Source organism: Streptomyces sp. DT224 (assembly GCF_049844595.1).
Taxonomy (GTDB): domain Bacteria; phylum Actinomycetota; class Actinomycetes; order Streptomycetales; family Streptomycetaceae; genus Streptomyces.
Map to the genome: position 1 here is coordinate 161,419 of NZ_JBNCLI010000007.1, position 18,035 is coordinate 179,453.

Below are 18,035 nucleotides of genomic sequence, written 5' to 3' on the forward strand. Positions count from 1 at the left end.
CGGGTCAGGACGATCCCAGGGCCTGTCGTCCCGGGCGCGAGGCCCGGCAGACACAACAGAAGTGCCGCATCTTATCGACCGGGCCGGCAGCGCGGGGCGCGGTCCCCGAGGTGCGTTCACGCGGTGGCCATCCCTCGCCTGTCCCCCGTTCGGGGGCGGCTGGGACGCTCGGGCCGTCCGCAACTCTGACGCAAGGAGTCCACGTGTACGCAGGCACCGCCACCGCCTCCGTCGCCGCTGCGGCCGTCATGGGCGCCGGCACGTTGCTCATGCCGAATCCGGGCACCCCGGTCGCGGACACCCCGCTGACCCGGCACCCGGTCCAACAGGTCGCCCCGGTCCGCCGGGCCTCCGACGTCGCGGCGGACCACCCGCGCGTCTACGCCCACCGGGGCGCCTCCGCGTACGCCCCCGAGAACACGCTTCCGGCCGTGGACAGGGCCGACGCGCTGGGCTTCGACTGGGTGGAGAACGACGTCCAGCTGACCAGGGACGGGGTGGCGGTCGTCATCCACGACACGGACCTCAGGCGGACGACGGACGCCGAGGAGGTGTTCCCGGCCCGCGCGCCCTGGGCGGTCAAGGACTTCACGGCCGCCGAGATCTCCCGGCTGGACGCGGGCGGCTGGTTCGGGCCGGCGTACGCGGGGACCCGGGTGCCGACCCTGCGCCAGTATCTGAAGCGGCTCGGCCGCAACGGCCAGAACCTGCTGCTGGAGATCAAGAGCCCGGAGAGCTACCCGGGGATCGAGCGGGCGACCCTCCGGGTGCTGGGCGAGGAGGGCTGGCTGGACCGGAGCCACGTCCAGGACCGCCTGGTGATCCAGAGCTTCGGTGCCGACAGCGTGCGCACGGTGCATTCCCTGCGCCCGGACGTGGTCACCGGCTTCCTCGGCGCCCCTGCCGTCTCCGAACTGCCCGCGTACGCCGCGTTCGCCGACCAGATCAACCCCTCGTACGCCGGCCTGTCGGGCGATTACGTGACGGCGGCGCACGCCCTGAAAGGCCCGCACGGCAAGACGCTCCGGGTGAATCCCTGGACCGTGAACGACGCGGCGGCCGCCCGCCGGGTCGAGGACATGGGGGTGGACGGCATCATCACGAACACCCCCGACGTGGTGCGCGCGGCCACGCGGGGCTGAGGCCGCCGGGGCCCGTTGTCAGTGGGCGGCCGTACGGTGGGGGCTATGGACAGCAACGGGGTCGTCGAGTGGACCGTGGTCGAGAGCGACATCGGTCCGTTGATGCTGGCCGCGACGGAGACGGGGCTGGTGAGCGTCGTCCTCCACGCCCGCCCGGAGATACGGGACGCGGCGCTCGACCGGCTGCGCGGCCGGCTCGGCGCGGAGCCGGTGGAGGCCCCGGGCTCCGCCCGGCTGGCCGAGCCGGTGCGCCAGTTCGAGGCGTACTTCGCGGGGACGCTGCGGGAGTTCTCGCTCGGCCTGGACTGGTCGCTGACCGCCGGCTTCAACCGCCAGGTGCTCCAGGAGCTGGCCCGGGGCGTGCCGTACGGGGCGGTCGCCGGTTACGGGGAGCTGGCCGAGCGGGTCGGACAGCCGGGCGCGGCCCAGGCGGTCGGCGCGGCCATGGGGTCCAACCCCCTTCCCCTGGTGGTGCCGTGCCACCGGGTGGTGGAGAGCGACGGCGGGATAGGCGGCTTCGGCGGCGGCCTGGAGACCAAGCGGCAGCTGCTGGCGCTGGAAGGGGTGCTGCCGGAGCCGCTGTTCTGAGCGGTGCGGTCAGGCGGGGTCCGCGTCCGGCCGGTGCGCGACCATCACCGGCTGGAAGAAGCCCGTGGCCTCCGGCTCGTGCCAGGCGGGCTCCGTCAGGCCGGCTCGCCGGGCGAAGCCGGTGAGCTGGTCCTGCCCGAGCGCCCAGTACGAGGTGCGGCGCGTGCGCACGTCCCAGTCGTCGTTCCCCTCCGCCGCGGGGTGCAGCTGGAAGTGCTCCAGGTCGTAGCGCTCGCCGTCCGGGCGCCAGTGCCACAGCTGGAAGGTGACGACCCGGCCACCGGTCTCCTCCCGGAGCTGCGGCGGTGTGGACGCGGGCCGCTCGCGGCGCAGCCGGTCGTACGGCCGGGTGGAGACCAGGAGTACGCCGCCGGGGCGGAGCACCCTGCGCATCTCGCCGAGCGCCGCCTCCACCGCTTCCGGGGTGAGCAGGTGCGGCAGCGAGTTGTCGGCGCACACGACGACGTCGAAGGAGCGGTCGCCGAACGGCAGCCGCGTCATGTCGGCGGCCGTGGTGCGCAGGTCCAGGCCGCGCGCGGCCGCCTCCTTCGCGGCGCGGGCAGCGGCGGCGGGGCTCAGGTCGCTTCCGGTGACCCGGTGGCCGAGCGCGGCGAGGCCGAGCGCCTGGGTACCGATGCCGCAGGCGCAGTCCAGCACGTCGTACGGGGCGCCCGCGCCGAGCGCGGTGGTGATCAGGGCCGACAGCGCGGCGGCCTGGCGCTCGATGCTCGCCTGCCAGTCGGCGTACATGAGGTCGTAGTCGGAGGCGAGGCCGTCGTAGAAATCACGTAAGGAGGAGGCGGGTTGACCGGTCGCGGAAGGCATGGGGCGACGCTAGTGCCTGTCCGGCGGATCAGGGCCTAGCCCCCTCGTGCGCGGCCACCGGCGGTCGGTTTCGCGCCACCCGCCGGCCCGGGCCCGGCTCGTACGTTTGAGCCCCGCCCGCCCGCGACAGGGATGTGGACATGTCACTCAACGCGCCCCTCGACGCCACCCCCTACGCGCCGGTCCTCTCCGCCGAGGTGCGCGCCGCCCTCGCCGCGCACCGGCCGGTCGTCGCCCTGGAGTCGACGATCATCGCCCATGGCCTGCCCCGCCCCCGCAACCTGCGGGTCGCCGGGGAGCTGGAAGGGCTCGTGCGGTCCGCGGGGGCCGTGCCCGCGACCGTGGCGGTGCTGGACGGGCGGGCCAGGATCGGTCTGGACAAGGCCGAGCTGGAACGGGTGGCCGAGGACCCGGGGATGCGCAAGCTGGGGCACCGCGACCTCGCCCCGGCGCTGGCGGCCGGGGCGAGCGGGGCGACGACCGTGTCGGCGACCGCCTTCCTGGCGGCCCGGGCCGGACTGCGGGTCTTCGCGACCGGCGGGCTCGGCGGGGTGCACCGGGGCTGGACCCGGACGCAGGACGAGTCGGCGGACCTGCGGCTGCTGGCGCGGACGGGGATCACCGTGGTCTGCGCGGGCGTGAAGTCGATCCTGAACGTCCCGGCCACGCTGCAACGGCTGGAGACGCTGGGCGTCGGGGTGCTCGGTTACGGCACGCGGACGTTCCCCGGGTTCTACCTGAGCAGTTCGGGCGAGCCGGTCGACTGGACGGTGACCTCGCCCGAGGAGGTCGCCGAGGTGATGGGCGCCCAGGACGCGCTGGGCGGCCCCGAGGCCGCGCTGATCGTAGCCAATCCCGTACCGGAGGGGGAGCAGTTGGACCCCGGGCTGCACGACCGGGTGCTGGCCGAGGCGCTGGAGGCGTGCCGGGAGCGGGGAGTCACGGGGCAAGCGGTCACGCCGTTCCTGCTGGACCAGCTGGTGCGGCACACCGGAGGCGCCTCGCTGGAGGCCAACCTCGCCGCGGTCCGGGGCAATGCGGCGCTCGCCGCCCGGATCGCCACCGCCTGGACGGCGCGGTGAGCGGCGGCCTCCTGGTCGTCGGGGACGTGGTCACCGATGTGCTGGCCCGGCACGGATCGGCGCTCGCCCACGGCACGGACACGGCGGCCGTGATCCGGACCCGGGCGGGCGGCGCGGGGGCCAACGTGGCCTGCTGGGCGGCGCGCGCGGGCTGCCGGGACGTGCGGCTGCTGGCCCGGGTGGGTACCGACTCGGCGGACTGGCACCGCGGTCTGCTGCGGCGGGCGGGGGTGCGCGGGCTGCTCGCGGTGGACGAGGAGGCGCCGACCGCGACCGTGGTCGCTCTGGTGGACGCCACCGCCGAGCGCACCTTCCTCACGGACAGCGGCGCGGCGCTGCGGCTCTCCCCCGAGGACTGGTCGCCCGCACTGCTCGACGGGGTCGCCCACCTCCACCTGTCGGGCTATCTGCTGTTCGCCGACACGAGCCGGGCGACGGCGCTGCTCGCCCTGCGGGAGGCCGTACGGCGGAACGTTCCGGTGAGCGTGGACCCCGCGTCGGCGGGCTTCCTGGCCCGGCTCGGCGTCGACCGGTTCCTCGCCCTGACCGAGCGGGCCGGTCTGCTGCTGCCCAACGCGGACGAGGCCCGGCTCCTCACCGGACTGCCGGAACCGGCGGACGCGGCAGCCAAGTTGAGCATGCCCGCACGCCTGGTCGTCGTGACGCTCGGCGCGGGCGGGGCGCTGCTCGCCACCGGGGGCACGGTGACCGGCCGGGTCCCGGCGGAGCCGGTCGGGCGGGCCGTGGACTCGACCGGGGCGGGCGACGCGTTCACCGGCGGCTTCCTCGCGGCCCGGCTGGCGGGCGCGGACGACGCGGCGGCCGCGGCGGCGGGGTGCCGGGCGGGGGCGGAGGCCGTCGCGACGGTGGGCGGGCGGCCGCCGTTACCGGGTGAGTAGCGGGACTCGAACCCGCGCTCCTCACCGCAGCCCCGTCCACGCCGGGTGCCCCGGGTCGTCCGCGCGCACCACCGCGTCCGCGCTGTCGGCGGGCGCCACCTCTTTCTCGTAGCGCTCGAAGGCGGGCAGGGTCCACAGCTCCTCCTCCGGCGTGCGCCTGCGCAGCGCACCCGCCGAAAGTCGCAGGTGGACGGCGAGATCGAAGGGGAACCAGTGCCCGAGCAGCAGCGGCCCGTGCAGGACCAGCACCCCGCCTTCCGGCAGCCGCCGGTACGCGCTGCGGGTGGCCCGGTCCGTCGCCGGGTCCCACAGGTCGGGCAGCACCCGTCCGCTGCCGCCCTGTTCCAGCGGGCCGAACACCTCGCGCCACAGGGCGCCGGTGTCGAACCAGCTGCCGAAGTACGAGTCGGGGTCCCGCTTCCCGTACTCGTACCGCAGACTCGCCGGCCGCAGGAACCCGGCGGTGGACACGGGGAGCACGGCGCGGCCCCGGAGCCGCAGCGCCTCGGCGACGGATTCGGCCAGGTCGCCGGGGCGGGCGGCCGGGGCTCCGTCGACGGCGATCTTCAGCCAGGGCCCGCCGTCGACCGGTTCCCGCGCGTCGGCGTGCGCGGCGAGCGCGTCCGTCAGCCGTTCCCAGGTGATCGCTTCGAATCGCACCCGTCCATCATCGCGCGTCCCGTCCGGTGGCCGGATGCCGGAATACCTCCGCCGGATTCCGCGGCGAGGATTACGGTCATGGCCATGGATCTTGAATTCGCCCGTGAGTTCGCAGCACGCTGGCAGGACGACTGGAACTCCCGCGACCTGGAACGCATCCTGGCGCACTACCACGAGGACGTGACCTTCAGCTCCCCCATGATCGCGCGGTTCACCGGTGACCCCTCCGGGACGGTGCGCGGCAAGGACGCCCTGCGGGCCTACTGGAAGCGCGGGCTCGAACTCATCCCGGACCTGGAGTTCGAGGTGATGGACGTCCGGGCGAGCGTCGACACGCTGGTGATCGACTACCGCAACCAGATCGGCGGCCGGGTGTACGAGGTGCTGACCCTCCGCGACGGTCTGGTGATCGCCGGTCTCGGCGCGTACGGGGAGACGCTCGCCCGCTGAGGGCGGCGGGTTCCCCGGCGGGCGTCACTTCCCCGGCACGCACGTCACCGGGTCGGCGTCGTCGGAGAGCTCGCTGCCCTCGGGCAGCAGATACGTCACCCAGAGGACCACGGGCTCGGTGCCCAGGTTGCGTCCGATGTGGCGGTGGTTCCTCCCCGACGGCTCGATGAACGACGTGCCCGCCGGGGACACCTCGACCGAGCAGTCGTCCAGGGTGCGGGTGAGCGTGCCGGACTCGACGACGGCGATCAGCTGACCGCTGTGGGTGTGCCAGCCGGTGGAGCCGCCCGGCTCGATGGTGATCCTGCGGAAGGTGACGTCCGCCCGCCCCTTCGGCGCCTTCACCTTCAGCTTGCCCACCGAGGTGCCCTCGGCCACGACGGTCGCGCTCACCCCGCTGCCGGGCGTGGCGCCGGCCGCCGTCGGCACGAACGCGAGCGCCGCCACGCACCCGGCGACGACGAACGCCCTGCCCCGCCGGCTCTGCCGGACCCGCTGTACGCCGTTCCCCATGGGTCTCTCCTGTCTCGGGTGTCACGGACATCTCAAATGCCCGGACGTTACCCGGAAGAGGACCGCTGGAATCACGCCATCGGCATCCGGCCCAGCCCGCCCGGTGTCAGGCGCCGCGCAGCGCCTCGGCCAGCGCACCGTCCCCGTACACCTCGATCCGGCCGTCCCCGACCGCCTCCGCGAACGTCGGCTCGCCGCGCCCCAGCGCGAGGCACAGCTCCGCGTCGAGGACGATGCGCGCGTCGGCGCCGGCGGCGGGCCCGTCCCCGTACACCGGCTCACCGGCCGCCACCTCACCCGTGCGGATGTGGAACTCGCCCTCGTCCAGGCGGACATCGAGCACGCCCGCGGCCGCCCCCTTCAGGGCGCTCAGCAGCGGGAGCGCGAACCAGTGCGCCCGGACCGCGTCCGTGGGCCGCCGCTCGGCCAGTGCGGGGACGCCCCACTCGGCGAGCGCGGCGAGGACCGGCAGCAGTCCGTGCCCGCGCGCGGTGAGCGCGTACACCGTGGCGGCGGCCGGCGGCGGGAGCTTGCGGCGGGTGACGAGGCCGCCCTGCTCCATGTCCTTGAGCCGGGAGGCCAGGACGTCCGTGCTGACGCCTGGCAGGTCGGCGTGGAGATCGGTGTAACGCCGGGGACCGGCCAGCAGTTCACGGACGATCAGCAACGTCCACCGGTCGCCGACCGCGTCCAGCGCCCGGGCGCCGGCGCAGAACTGGTCGTAACTCCGGCGGCGGGCCGGGCGGGTCGAGGGCTGTGGCTGACGTGGCATGCGACGCAGTCTAGACATGTTGTTGGACTTTCCAAGCCCAAGCTTGGTAAAACCAAGTATCGCAATCGGGTCGGGGAGGCACCGCATGGAATTCCGCCAGTCCAGCAAGCTCAACGAGGTCTGCTACGAGATCCGGGGACCCGTCATCGAGCACGCCAACGCCCTGGAGGAGGCGGGCCACAGCGTGCTCCGGCTCAACACGGGCAACCCGGCCCTCTTCGGCTTCGAGGCGCCGGAGGAGATCGTCCAGGACATGATCCGGATGCTCCCGCAGGCCCACGGCTACACCGACTCGCGCGGCATCCTGTCCGCCCGGCGCGCCGTGGCCCAGCGCTACCAGGCGATGGGCCTGGCCGAGGTGGGCGTGGACGACGTCTTCCTCGGCAACGGCGTCTCCGAACTCATCTCGATGGCCGTCCAGGGGCTCCTGGAGGACGGCGACGAGGTGCTGATCCCCTCCCCGGACTACCCGCTGTGGACCGCGGTCACGACGCTGGCCGGCGGGAAGGCCGTGCACTACACCTGCGACGAGGCGTCGGACTGGAACCCGGACGTCGCCGACATGGCCTCGAAGATCACCGACCGGACCCGCGCCGTCGTGATCATCAACCCCAACAACCCGACCGGTGCGGTCTATCCGCGCGAGGTCCTGGAGGACATCCTCGACCTGGCCCGCAGGCACGGCCTGATGGTGTTCGCCGACGAGATCTACGACCAGATCCTCTACGACGACGCCGAGCACCACAGCGTGGCGGTGCTCGCCCCCGACCTGGTCTGCCTCACCTTCAGCGGTCTTTCGAAGACGTACCGGGTCGCCGGGTTCCGCTCCGGCTGGATGGTGGTGTCGGGCCCGAAGCAGCACGCCCGCAGCTATCTGGAGGGGCTGACGATGCTGGCCTCGATGCGGCTGTGTCCCAACGCGCCCGCCCAGTACGCCATCCAGGCCGCGCTCGGCGGCCGGCAGTCGATCAAGGACCTCGTGGTGCCCGGGGGCAGGCTGCACGAGCAGCGGGAGCGGGCCTGGCGGAAGCTGAACGAGATCCCGGGCGTGTCCTGCGTGAAGCCGAAGGGTGCGCTGTACGCCTTCCCGCGCATCGACCCGAAGGTGCACCCGATCGTGGACGACGAGAAGTTCGTCCTGGACCTGCTGCTGCGCGAGAAGATCCAGGTCGTCCAGGGCACCGGCTTCAACTACCCGCGCCCCGACCACTTCCGCATCCTGACCCTGCCGCACGCCGACGACCTCGACGCCGCGATCAGTCGGATCGGCCGGTTCCTGGCGGGCTACCGGCAGTGAGTCCGGGCCGGACGCGGAGCGGGCCCGGGGGCGTAGCCGGCCCCCGAGCCCTGTGTTGCCGCCTGCTGTCGCACACCGGCACGTTTAAGGTCCCGTGTCAGTTTTATGTCGTCGCGTCCTGCCTTTAGACGACCGCGGACCGAAGCTCCACGGGCCGGAGTCGAACCGGCATCTCGACGCACACGGGCACGGGCCCGGTCGATCCGGCGATAGGCGGCGCATGCTGAGCCTGGAGCGAGAGTCTGAGATTGATCACGGCCTGCCTCTGCCAGTTGGGCCACCCCGGCGCGTGCCCGTGCGCGGTGCACGGAAGTGCCGGGGGGGAGGACTCGAACCTCCACCGGAACCGCTTCGTCACGACAAACTTCAGTTTCAGCTTTGCGCTCCTCGCGCACCCCGACGGTTTCGACCACCGCCGGGGAATCCATGGTCGGTCACCCGAAGAGGTAACCGAAGACGGCGTCACCCACCCTCTGGTCCGTGACCTCCACGCCGTTGGCCTCCTCGCGGGCGAACTTGACGGCCTGCTGGAGCTTCTCGACCCGGTCGAGCAGTTCGTTCACCCGGCGCGCGGGCAGCGCCCCGGAGAACTTCACGGTCGTCCAGTAGCCGATCGGCACGTCCTCGTAGTACACCTCGACCTGCGCCGGGTGCTTCTCGGTGGCCTCCGCCTTCACATGGTTGCGGGGCACCTTCTTGGTGCGCAGGGTGCGGACCGGCTCGGTCTTCCAGGCGTCGGTGGACGGGTCCTGGGTCCACGCCTCGGCGGCGTCGAGCACCGGCAGCTTGCGGACGAAGGTGTTGAGGTCGATGAGCTGCTTCTCCAGGAAGAGCAGGTAGGACACCGGTACGTCACTCACCAGGACCCGGCCGTCGACCGTCACGTCGGCGCGGGCCGCGCAGTTCGCCCAGTCCTTCGTGGCGGTCACGTCGAACAGGCGGGTGAGCGTCTTGGCGGTCTCCCGCAGCACGTCCTCGGCCTTGACCTGCACCAGCGTCGACTCGGGCGGCAGCTGCTCGCCCTCCTCGTCCTTCGGCTGGTAGGTCCGGGAGATCCCGGCGAGGAGCCCGGCCTTCTGGAGGCCGTGATGCGCCGCCGTCAGGTCCTGGTGTGCCTTGGACTTGACGCCCTTCTCCACTGCGATGATCTGATTGAGTTTCGCCACGCCGAGGAAACTAGCAGCGCCAACGACGCCTGGGCCAAGGGTTTTCCGGTGCGTCCGGCGCCCTTCCGCGCGCCGGCGTGCGCCCGCCCGATCGGGTGGTTTCCCGATGACGCCCGGCTTCCGCCGTCCTCCTCCGGGGCCCGCTTGCGACAGTGAGGCCCGCGCGTCTGCGCCTCTCCGCATCCGGATCGAAGGGCTCCCCCATGCCTCTCCTGTCCCGCACGGCCGCCGCGAGCGAGCCGGCCGGCCCCTCCGACAACCGCCGCCCGCGCCGGCGCACCGCGCTCGTCGCCGCCGCGGCGGGCCTCGCCGTCCTGGGAGTGGGCACGCCCGTCGCGTACGCCACCCTCGGCTCGGGCGCCTCTCCGGAGCCGCGCCCGGCGGTGGCGGAGGCCGCACGGGGCCAGGCCTACATCGAGACCCGGCTGCTCTTCGGCACCGAACGCCCGGACGGCGGGCCGGACGTGACCGACCGGCAGTTCCTCGCGTTCATCGACGAGGAGGTCACCCCGCGCTTCCCGAACGGGCTGACGATCCAGGACGGCCGGGGGCAGTGGCGGGACTCCCACGGCGTCATCGAGCGCGAGCGCAGCTACGAGCTGACGCTGCTCTACCCGGCCTCCGAGGCGGGGGTGCGCGGCCGCCAGATCGAGCGCATCCGCAACGCCTACGAGAAGGCGTACGCCCAGGACTCGGTGGCCCGGCTGGAGGAGCGGCTGACGGCCGACTTCTGAGCCAGGGCCCGTTCACGCGCCGGGTGTACGGGGCCGGGCCGGCCCGGCGTGCGGTGCACCCGGGGGCGGCCCGGCCCCGCCGAATCACGCGTGGGGAGTACGGGGGCGGGCCAGCACCCTGGCCGCCGCGTGCGCGCCCGCCACGGCGACCGGCAGGACCGCCAGCCCGACCGCCGTCTCACGGGCGCCGCCGACCGGGATGCCCGCCGCCCGCAGCCGGCGCAACGCCCAGAGCGAGTACGGGATGACGACGGTCGGCGAGGTGGCCACGCCCGGGGTGTAGCCGCCGTACGCCGCCGACTGCGCCAGGTGCACCACCCCGTGGAGCCCGAATCCGGCCAGGACGGTACGGAAGAACGGGCTGCGCCCGTCCGTGCGCGCCCCGTCGGCCGCGGCCGCCGCGATGAGCACCCCCATCAGGCCGATGGCCGTGTTCACCTCGCGCTGCGAGAGGTCCGCCCGGTCCCACACCCGGTCGGGCACCCAGGGCAGCCGCTTCCTGAGCCTCGGCCGCGCGGTCCGGAGCCAGCCCGCCATGGTGGCGATCTCCTCCAGGTCATTGGCCGCCCAGGCGGCCAGCAGCCCCCAGGTCACCGCTCTTGAGACCCCGGAGTCCCGGTCGTCCTTCATGGGCATCCCCCTGCGTGTCGTGTTCGGGTGATCGGCCACAGCCTATAATCCAACGCAACGTTGCGTTGCACTTTTCCGGAGCCGCCATGTCCGCCCCTTCCCCGCACCCCCGCCCCGTCAAGGGCCCCCGCGCCGCCGAGGCGATCTTCGACGCCACGCTGCGGCTGCTCGCCGCACGCGGGTACGCGGGGCTGACCATCGAGGCCGTCGCCCAGGAGGCCGGGGTCAACAAGACGACGATCTACCGCTGGTGGCCGTCGAAGGCCGCGCTGCTCCGGGCGGCGCTGCTCCGGGCCCGGGTGCTGGACATCGATATCCCCGACACCGGTTCGCTGCGCGGGGACCTGATCGCCCTTACGGAGCAGCTGGCCGCCCTGGTCACCGGCGTACGGACGCGGGCGGTCGTGCGGGCCCTGGCCTCGGGGACGGGGCTGGCCGACGACGAGCTCGCCTCGCTGGCCCGGGACTTCTTCGCGGACCGGTTCGCGCGCGAGCAGCCGGTGTTCGTCCGGGCCGCCGCACGCGGGGAGCTGCCGCCGGGGGCCGACCCGAAGCTGCTGCTCGACCTGATCGCCGGCGCCGTGTGGGTGCGGGCGGCGCTCAGGAACGAGCCCGTCCCGCCCGGGTTCGCCGCCGCCGTGGTCGACGCGGTTCTGCCGGCCGGGCGCGGCGGTTGAGCGGCGGGCCCCTCAGCCGCCCGTCAGTTCCAGGAGCGCGCCGACCGGGTCGTGGTCCGGGGTGGCGCGCGGCCACCACTTGTCCTGGCCCGGGTCCGACTCGTAGCCGTACCAGCGGCCGTCGCGGCCGAAGCGGAGCTGGAGGGCGCCGCCGGGGTGCGTGAGGTGGTTGTGCCAGGGCTGGAAGCGGGGGAAGCCGGCGGCGGCGAGGGCCGGGCGGGCGCGGTCGAACGGGCCGGCCGGGGGGTCCCACGGGGTCTCCAGGACCGCAAGCCCCTCGGCCTCGCCCTGTCGCCAGGCGGCCACGGCGCGGGCCAGGTCCGTGGTGTTGCGGCCGGTGGCGGAGGCCAGCTCCCGGTACAGCGCGCGGGTGGTCGCGGTGAGCCCGGCGGTGGGTCCGGCCGCGGCGAGACGGACGGCGTCCTGCCAGGTGGTGAGCCCGGCGAGCGGGTCGCGGCCGGTGGTGAGCAGGGCGTGGGCGCGGGCCGCCGCGTCGGTGGCGAGCTGGTCCAGGGCGAGCGGGTCGCGGGCGCCGGGAAGGACGGGGTAGGCGGGCGGGCGGCCCGGGTGCGGGTCCACGGGGAAGGGCGCGGGAAGCGGGGGCAGGAAGCGGCCGGCCAGCGCCTCTTCGGCCGGGACGGACGGGGTGTCGGGGGCGGGGGGCCGCTCCCGGGCGGAGTGCGCGGCGTTGCGCCGGGCCAGCTCCTCCAGGAGTTCGCGCTCGCCCCGGCCGCGCAGCAGGAGCAGGACGAACGGGTCGGTGTCCAGCAGGAGGGCCGTCTGATAGCTGAGGGCCGCGACGTGCTTGCAGGGCCTGCCCCGGTCGGGGCAGGTGCAGGCGGGGTCCAGGTCACCCGGGGCGGGCAGCAGGGTCATCCCGGCGCCGGTCGCCGTCTCGGCCAGGGCGTGCGGCATCTCCTTGGCGAGGAGCGCGGCGAGGTGCCCGGGGCGGGCGGCGACCGCGTCGAGCAGGGCGTCCCAGTCCGGGTCGGTGAAGGTGCGCAGCCGCAGCTCGGCCCGGTACGGGCGGGGGCGGCTGCCGTGCACGTAGGCGACGACGTGCCCCGGTGTCACGGTGATCGCGGCGACGTGGCCGCCGTCCGCGTAGTCCCGGCCCCGGGCGAGGCGCGGGCCGTCCATCGACAGGGATTCGAGCGCCTCCACCCAGGCCCGGCCCCACCAGCTCTCCGCGAACGGCTCGGCCTCCCCTGACGTGCGCGCCGGGACGGCCTCGAAGGTGCGGCGCAGGTCGTCGGGGCCGGGGCGGGGGCGGGCGCCGGGGCGGTTGTCCCGGCGGGCGGCGAGCGGTCCGGTGGCCGGGCGGGGGGCGCCCGGGCGGGCGGGGCTCATGACGGCCTCCGGAGGGAGACGAGGTCGGCGAGGTCGCGGTCGCTCAGCTCGGTGAGCGCGCTCTCGCCGCTGCCGAGGACGGCGTCGGCCAGCGCCCGCTTGGCGAGCAGCATCTCGCCGATCCGGTCCTCCACCGTGCCCTCGGCGATCAGCCGGTGCACCTGGACGGGCTGGGTCTGGCCGATGCGGTAGGCCCGGTCCGTGGCCTGTTCCTCGACCGCCGGGTTCCACCAGCGGTCGTAGTGGATGACATGGGCGGCCCGGGTGAGGTTGAGCCCCGTGCCCGCCGCCTTGAGGGAGAGCAGGAAGACCGGGACCTCGCCGGACTGGAAGCGGTCCACCATCCTCTCCCGCTCGGCCACCGGGGTGCCGCCGTGCAGGAGCTGCGAGGGGATCGCGCGCGCGGTCAGATGGGCGGAGAGCAGCCGGGCCATCGTCACGTACTGCGTGAAGACGAGCACCGAGCCGTCCTCGGAGAGGATCGTGTCGAGCAGTTCGTCCAGGAGGGCGAGCTTCCCCGAGCGTCCGGTGAGCCGGGCGGCGTCCTCCTTCAGATACTGCGCGGGGTGGTTGCAGATCTGCTTGAGCGAGGCCAGCAGCTTCATGATCAGGCCGCGCCGGGCGATGCCCTCGGACGCCTCGATGTACGCCATGGTCTCGCGCACCGTGGCCTCGTAGAGCGTGGCCTGCTCGCGGGTGAGGAAGACGGGGTGGTCGGTCTCCGTCTTGGGCGGCAGCTCGGGCGCGATCCCCGGGTCGGACTTCTTGCGGCGCAGCAGGAAGGGCCGGACCAGCCGGGACAGCCGCTCGACCGCCTCGTCGTTGCCGAGGCCGGCCGCCGTGCCGGTGTTCTCCACGATCCGGGCGTGGCGGGCCCGGAACGCCTTGAGCGGGCCGAGCAGTCCGGGCGTGGTCCAGTCGAGCAACGCCCACAGCTCGGAGAGGTTGTTCTCCACGGGGGTGCCGGTGAGGGCGACGCGCGCCGGGGACGGGATGGTGCGCAGGGCCTTTGCGGTGGAGGAGTGGGGGTTCTTGACGTGCTGCGCCTCGTCGGCCACGACCAGTCCCCAGCTGTGGGCGGCCAGCTCGGCGGCGCTGGAGCGCATGGTGCCGTAGGTGGTGAGGACGAAGCCGCGGTCCGCTCCGGCGAGGGTGCGGCCGGTGCCGTGGAACCGGCGCACGGGGACGCCGGGAGCGAAGCGGTTGATCTCGCGGTGCCAGTTGCCCAGCAGGGAGGCGGGGCAGACGACCAGCGTGGGCGCGGGGTGGGCGCGGTGGAGGTGCAGGGCGATCAGGGTGATCGTCTTGCCGAGGCCCATGTCGTCGGCGAGGCAGCCGCCGAGACCGAGGGAGGTCATCCGGTCCAGCCAGGCGAGGCCGCGCAGCTGGTAGTCGCGGAGTGTGGCGTGGAGTCCGGGCGGCGGGGCGAGTGCGGTCTCGTCGGCGAGGAGGCGGTTGCGCAGCTCCGCGAGCGCGCCGGCGGGCACCGCTTCGACCTGCTCGCCGTCCACCTCCGCGCTGCCGGTCAGGGCGACGGCCAGGGCGTCCACCGGGTCGAGCAGGCCCAGCTCCCGCTTGCGGGCCTTGCGGACGAGCGCGGGGTCCACGACGACCCACTGGTCCCGCAGCCGCACCACGGGGCGATGGGCTTCGGCGAGCACGTCCATCTCGGCCTCGGTGAGCCGCTGGTCGCCGAGCGAGAGCTGCCAGTCGAACGCGAAGAGCTGTTCGGCGTCGAAGAAGGCGGTGCCGTCCGTGGCCGTCCCGGGCGCGGGCCTGACCACGGCCGCGGCGGTGAGGGTGCGGGCCAGTTCCCTGGGCCAGTGGACGCTCACCCCGGCGGCGGCGAGCCGGCTCCCGGCGTCGCCCAGCAGCTCGTACAGCTCGTCCTCGCCGAGGGCCAGCACATCGGGGACCGGCTGGTCGAGGAGCCGTTCGAGCGGGGCCCAGACGCGGGCCGCCCGGCGCAGGGCGAGCGCGGTGTCCACCCGCGCCCGGGGCCCGAACGGCTCGCCGGCCTCACCGGCCCACAGGGCGGCGGCGTCGACCACGTAGGTGGGGTCGGCGAGGCTGTGCACCTGGGTGACCGCGGCGGCGGCGTGCCGGGCGGTCCCGTCGGTCGCCGCGTCGGGGCCGGTCGAGTCGAACAGTTCGTACGCGGAGAGGTCCAGGCGGAGCGAGACCCGGACCCCGGCGTCCAGGCCCGAGGCGACTTCGACGGCCCATTCCCGCGCGCCGGGCAGGTGCTGGGGTTCGTCCGCCGCGAAGGGGGCGCCCACGGCGAACGCGGCGGCGGGCGTCCGGGGCAGGGTGTCGGCGACGGCGTCGAGGAAGGCGCCGATCAGCGCTTCGGGGTCGGGCAGCCGGGGCGGACTCCGGTCGGGCAGCGGGACGGCGTGCCCCTCCCAGGGGAGGGCGGCGGCCACCGCGCGCAGGTGGGCCACGTCCCGGGCGTCGCGCGGGCCGGCCCGCCAGGCGTCATGGTCGTCGGCGGTCAGCCCGGGGAGCATGCGGCCGCCGGCCACCAGGTGCAGCGCGTGCAGGGCGGCGGCGCCCCAGGCACGGGTCGCCGGGTGGGCGGAGCGCAGGTGGCGGGCGCGGGCGAGCAGGGGCAGGGCGTCGCCGACCGGGAGCAGGAGCGCGGGCACGTCCCGCGCGCGGATGTCGCCCTCGGCGCCGTACGGCCGGACGACCGTGATCTCCTCGCTCCGGGCGCCGGGCGTCTCGGGGAGCGGGGCGTCGAGCGGGTCCCAGAAGGCGACCCGGCCCCGGCGCGGCGGCGTGCCGGGCAGGAAGACGGCGGCGCAGCGCAGCAGACGGCTGTCGTCCGCTTCCCGCGGCGGCGGTGCGATGCTCACCGTTCCCTCCCCTCGCGCTTCGTCCCTGGTCAGCACGGCTCATCCGTACGCGTCCCTCTGCTCGGCGAGTCTAGGCGGGGGGTCTGACAACGGGCTCCGGCACGGCCCGGCCGCCGCCGTTCCCGCAGCTCGTACGGGTCGGACGGCGGCCGGAGAACGACAGCGCGGAACGTTCAGTGGTGCGCGTACGGCTCCGAGGAGGCGGGCGGTCGCGTGTCCGGCGGGCCGGGCTCCCCGGACCGCCCCGCCGGCGTACCGGGGCCCGAGGGCTGCCCGGCGTCGGGGGCGGGCGCCCCCGGCTGCTGGGCCCGTTCCAGGAACCTCAGCAGTTCGACCGGGAACGGCAGGACCAGCGTGGAGTTCTTCTCGGCCGCCACGGCCACCACGGTCTGGAGCAGTCGCAGCTGGAGCGCCGCCGGCTGGGCGGACATCTCCGCCGCCGCCTCGGCCAGCTTCCTGGACGCCTGGAGCTCCGCGTCCGCGTTGATGACCCGGGCGCGCCGCTCACGGTCGGCCTCGGCCTGGCGGGCCATGGAGCGCTTCATGGTCTCCGGCAGTGAGACGTCCTTGATCTCGACGCGGTCGATCTGGACGCCCCAGCCGACCGCGGGGCTGTCGATCATCAGCTCCAGGCCCTGGTTCAGCTTCTCCCGGTTGGAGAGGAGGTCGTCCAGGTCGCTCTTGCCGATGATGGACCGCAGGGACGTCTGCGCCATCTGCGAGACCGCGAAGCGGTAGTCCTCGACCTCGACGACCGCGCTCGCCGGGTCGACCACCTTGAAGTAGATGACGGCGTCCACCCGGACCGTGACGTTGTCCCGGGTGATCCCGTCCTGGGCCGGCACGGGCATGGTCACGATCTGCATGTTGACCTTGCGCAGCCGGTCGACGCCCGGCAGCACCATCGTGAACCCCGGCGGGCGCACCTCGTCGCGGAGCCGGCCCAGTCTGAGGACCACACCCCGTTCGTACTGCCTGACGACCCTGGCGGCCGCCGCCAGATACAGGGCGCCCACCGCCACTGCCGCGACCACCGCGATCACGAGTGCCTGGACCATGACGGCCCCCTGCCAGCCGGAAGAGCCCGGCAATCGGCGCCGCACCTCTTCGTGCGCTAATACCACGGTATGCCTGGTTCCGCTCCGGGTCGAACCCCTGCGCGTACGCCCGGTGGTGCCGCGCTCCCCCGCCCGGCCGCTTCCGGGATGCCGGGGTCCGGGGAAGCGGGCAGGGTGAGCGGCACCGGCACGTACACCCGCGGTGTGCGTGGTGACGAGACAGACGAGGATCCGCCCATGCCCGTGATCGACCGCCGACGCCGCCGGCTCGGCATCGCCGCCCAGGCCGTGCTCCTGACCCTCACCGTCGCAGGCTGTTCGGGCCTCGGCCGGACCGCGGTCGGCCCGGTCATCTACACCACCGAGCGGGACGCCGTGATCGAGGTGAACAGCCCCTCGGTCAAGGGCTGCCACCGGCTCGCCCCGGCCGGCGCGAAGGCGGTGGCCAACGAGACCCTGGTCGACATCGTGCTGTACCGGACGCCCGACTGCACCGGCAAGGGAACGACGTACGTCGCGACCACCTTCTCGGACGTCAACGCGCCGAACGCGCGTCCCTGGCGCAGCTTCAGCACCATCCACTGACCGCCGGGCGGCCGCTACACGGGCACGGCCCGCGCCCAGACGCCGTCGTCCGTGAGATAGCGGTCCACCCTCAGGCCCGCCGCCTCCAGGTGTCCCTCGAACGCCTCCCTCGTCAGCGGCCGGGAGCGGAAGGTCTGCGTCCACCGCGCGTCGGCGAACTCGTACTCCGCGCGCACCGAGCGCACCCCGTCGCCCACCGGCTCCGACGAGACGATGCGCACCGTGCAGCCGGCGGGGTGGACGCGCTCACGCGGGAGCGCGTCGTGATAGTCCGCCCCTTCGCGCTGGAGGAGCACCGACCCTCCGTCGCGCACGTACCGGCGGCAGGTCCGCAGCAGCCCCTCGCGCACCTCGTGGTCGCCCGCGTGGACGAGGAACGACGCGAGCACGACGACGTCGAACGTCTCGTCGCCGAGGTCCAGCGACTCGATCGGACCGCACACCGTCCGCGCGCCGCGCACCCGCTCCAGCATCTGCGGCGACTCGTCCACGGCGGTCACCCGGAAGCCCCGCTCCACCAGCGGGTGCGTCACCCGGCCCGCCCCGCAGCCCAGCTCCAGGATGTGCGCGCCGGCGGGGGCGGCCGCCGCGATCACCTCCGGTTCGTCACCCACCGCCAGCCTGCTGTACAGCTCGACCGCGCAGCCGTCCGGAGTGATCGCGCCCGGACCGGTCCCCGCGTAACCCTCGCGTACCAGTTGTCCGCTCATGCCTGCCGAACGACCGTACGGGGGCGGTCGTTCCCGCCC

At 74.3% G+C, this 18,035-nt stretch carries 19 protein-coding genes; 9 read left to right on the forward strand and 10 right to left on the reverse strand.

Annotation, left to right across the window (positions count from 1 at the left end):
* The first annotated feature begins 203 nt into the window (after positions 1-203).
* Both ACLQ2N_RS19015 and ACLQ2N_RS19020 read left to right on the forward strand, forming a co-directional pair.
* Positions 204-1,142: a glycerophosphodiester phosphodiesterase gene (locus ACLQ2N_RS19015; protein WP_425814493.1), complete on the forward strand. Its 939-nt coding sequence runs from the start codon at positions 204-206 to the stop codon at positions 1,140-1,142.
* Positions 1,143-1,187: 45 nt separating this feature from the next.
* Complete coding sequence (locus ACLQ2N_RS19020) at positions 1,188-1,730, forward strand: methylated-DNA--[protein]-cysteine S-methyltransferase (protein ID WP_425814495.1); 543 nt, start codon at positions 1,188-1,190, stop codon at positions 1,728-1,730.
* A 9-nt stretch (positions 1,731-1,739) separates the two neighbouring features.
* Here the strand turns inward: ACLQ2N_RS19020 and ACLQ2N_RS19025 are convergent, their stop codons facing one another.
* Complete coding sequence (locus ACLQ2N_RS19025; RefSeq protein ID WP_425814497.1) at positions 1,740-2,555, reverse strand: class I SAM-dependent methyltransferase; 816 nt, start codon at positions 2,553-2,555, stop codon at positions 1,740-1,742.
* A 140-nt stretch (positions 2,556-2,695) separates the two neighbouring features.
* Between ACLQ2N_RS19025 and ACLQ2N_RS19030 the strand changes: the two genes are divergently transcribed.
* Together ACLQ2N_RS19030 and ACLQ2N_RS19035 are read left to right on the forward strand one after the other, a co-directional pair.
* Positions 2,696-3,637 (forward strand): pseudouridine-5'-phosphate glycosidase, encoded by a 942-nt coding sequence (locus ACLQ2N_RS19030; protein ID WP_425814499.1) that lies wholly within the window; start codon positions 2,696-2,698, stop codon positions 3,635-3,637.
* Complete coding sequence (locus tag ACLQ2N_RS19035; protein WP_425814501.1) at positions 3,634-4,536, forward strand: carbohydrate kinase family protein; 903 nt, start codon at positions 3,634-3,636, stop codon at positions 4,534-4,536. Before ACLQ2N_RS19030 ends, ACLQ2N_RS19035 begins: the two co-directional genes overlap by 4 nt.
* Before the next feature lie 21 nt (positions 4,537-4,557).
* On the opposite strand, the gene ACLQ2N_RS19040 is transcribed toward ACLQ2N_RS19035, so the two are convergent.
* A complete protein-coding gene (locus ACLQ2N_RS19040; RefSeq protein ID WP_425814503.1) occupies positions 4,558-5,196 on the reverse strand; it encodes a uridine kinase in 639 nt (212 codons plus the stop codon).
* A gap of 84 nt (positions 5,197-5,280) precedes the next feature.
* Between ACLQ2N_RS19040 and ACLQ2N_RS19045 the strand changes: the two genes are divergently transcribed.
* Positions 5,281-5,646 (forward strand): nuclear transport factor 2 family protein, encoded by a 366-nt coding sequence (locus tag ACLQ2N_RS19045; protein ID WP_425814505.1) that lies wholly within the window; start codon positions 5,281-5,283, stop codon positions 5,644-5,646.
* 24 nt (positions 5,647-5,670) lie between these two features.
* Here the strand turns inward: ACLQ2N_RS19045 and ACLQ2N_RS19050 are convergent, their stop codons facing one another.
* Entirely contained in the window at positions 5,671-6,159 is a 489-nt protein-coding gene (locus tag ACLQ2N_RS19050) for a cupin domain-containing protein (RefSeq protein ID WP_425814507.1), read from the reverse strand.
* Between the two features lie 106 nt (positions 6,160-6,265).
* Positions 6,266-6,931, reverse strand: a complete 666-nt coding sequence (locus ACLQ2N_RS19055) for a winged helix-turn-helix transcriptional regulator (protein WP_425814509.1) — start codon at positions 6,929-6,931, stop codon at positions 6,266-6,268.
* 85 nt (positions 6,932-7,016) lie between these two features.
* On the opposite strand from ACLQ2N_RS19055, the gene ACLQ2N_RS19060 reads away from it, so the two are divergent.
* Positions 7,017-8,228, forward strand: a complete 1,212-nt coding sequence (locus ACLQ2N_RS19060; RefSeq protein ID WP_425814511.1) for a pyridoxal phosphate-dependent aminotransferase — start codon at positions 7,017-7,019, stop codon at positions 8,226-8,228.
* A 434-nt stretch (positions 8,229-8,662) separates the two neighbouring features.
* On the opposite strand, the gene ACLQ2N_RS19065 is transcribed toward ACLQ2N_RS19060, so the two are convergent.
* Complete coding sequence (locus ACLQ2N_RS19065; RefSeq protein WP_425814513.1) at positions 8,663-9,394, reverse strand: hypothetical protein; 732 nt, start codon at positions 9,392-9,394, stop codon at positions 8,663-8,665.
* A gap of 203 nt (positions 9,395-9,597) precedes the next feature.
* Between ACLQ2N_RS19065 and ACLQ2N_RS19070 the strand changes: the two genes are divergently transcribed.
* On the forward strand, positions 9,598-10,128 hold the full coding sequence (locus ACLQ2N_RS19070) for a DUF3574 domain-containing protein (RefSeq protein ID WP_425814515.1): 531 nt from the start codon (positions 9,598-9,600) through the stop codon (positions 10,126-10,128).
* Between the two features lie 84 nt (positions 10,129-10,212).
* On the opposite strand, the gene ACLQ2N_RS19075 is transcribed toward ACLQ2N_RS19070, so the two are convergent.
* Positions 10,213-10,722, reverse strand: coding sequence for an HXXEE domain-containing protein (locus ACLQ2N_RS19075; protein ID WP_425815011.1), 510 nt, complete (start codon positions 10,720-10,722; stop codon positions 10,213-10,215).
* A 122-nt stretch (positions 10,723-10,844) separates the two neighbouring features.
* Between ACLQ2N_RS19075 and ACLQ2N_RS19080 the strand changes: the two genes are divergently transcribed.
* On the forward strand, positions 10,845-11,435 hold the full coding sequence (locus ACLQ2N_RS19080) for a TetR/AcrR family transcriptional regulator (RefSeq protein WP_425814517.1): 591 nt from the start codon (positions 10,845-10,847) through the stop codon (positions 11,433-11,435).
* A 12-nt stretch (positions 11,436-11,447) separates the two neighbouring features.
* Here the strand turns inward: ACLQ2N_RS19080 and ACLQ2N_RS19085 are convergent, their stop codons facing one another.
* The 3 genes from ACLQ2N_RS19085 to ACLQ2N_RS19095 form a co-directional block, all read right to left on the reverse strand.
* The gene (locus ACLQ2N_RS19085) at positions 11,448-12,785 is read right to left on the reverse strand and encodes an SWIM zinc finger family protein (RefSeq protein ID WP_425814519.1); all 1,338 of its coding nucleotides are present in this window, start codon (positions 12,783-12,785) and stop codon (positions 11,448-11,450) included.
* Positions 12,782-15,643 (reverse strand): SNF2-related protein, encoded by a 2,862-nt coding sequence (locus ACLQ2N_RS19090; protein WP_425814521.1) that lies wholly within the window; start codon positions 15,641-15,643, stop codon positions 12,782-12,784. The genes ACLQ2N_RS19085 and ACLQ2N_RS19090 overlap by 4 nt, the downstream gene beginning before the upstream one ends.
* A gap of 173 nt (positions 15,644-15,816) precedes the next feature.
* A complete protein-coding gene (locus tag ACLQ2N_RS19095) occupies positions 15,817-16,701 on the reverse strand; it encodes a slipin family protein (RefSeq protein WP_425814523.1) in 885 nt (294 codons plus the stop codon).
* Between the two features lie 237 nt (positions 16,702-16,938).
* Here ACLQ2N_RS19095 and ACLQ2N_RS19100 point away from each other — a divergent pair, with 237 nt between their 5' ends.
* On the forward strand, positions 16,939-17,286 hold the full coding sequence (locus ACLQ2N_RS19100) for a hypothetical protein (RefSeq protein WP_425814525.1): 348 nt from the start codon (positions 16,939-16,941) through the stop codon (positions 17,284-17,286).
* 14 nt (positions 17,287-17,300) lie between these two features.
* Here the strand turns inward: ACLQ2N_RS19100 and ACLQ2N_RS19105 are convergent, their stop codons facing one another.
* Positions 17,301-17,996, reverse strand: coding sequence for a class I SAM-dependent methyltransferase (locus ACLQ2N_RS19105; protein ID WP_425814527.1), 696 nt, complete (start codon positions 17,994-17,996; stop codon positions 17,301-17,303).
* Positions 17,997-18,035: the final 39 nt, after the last annotated feature.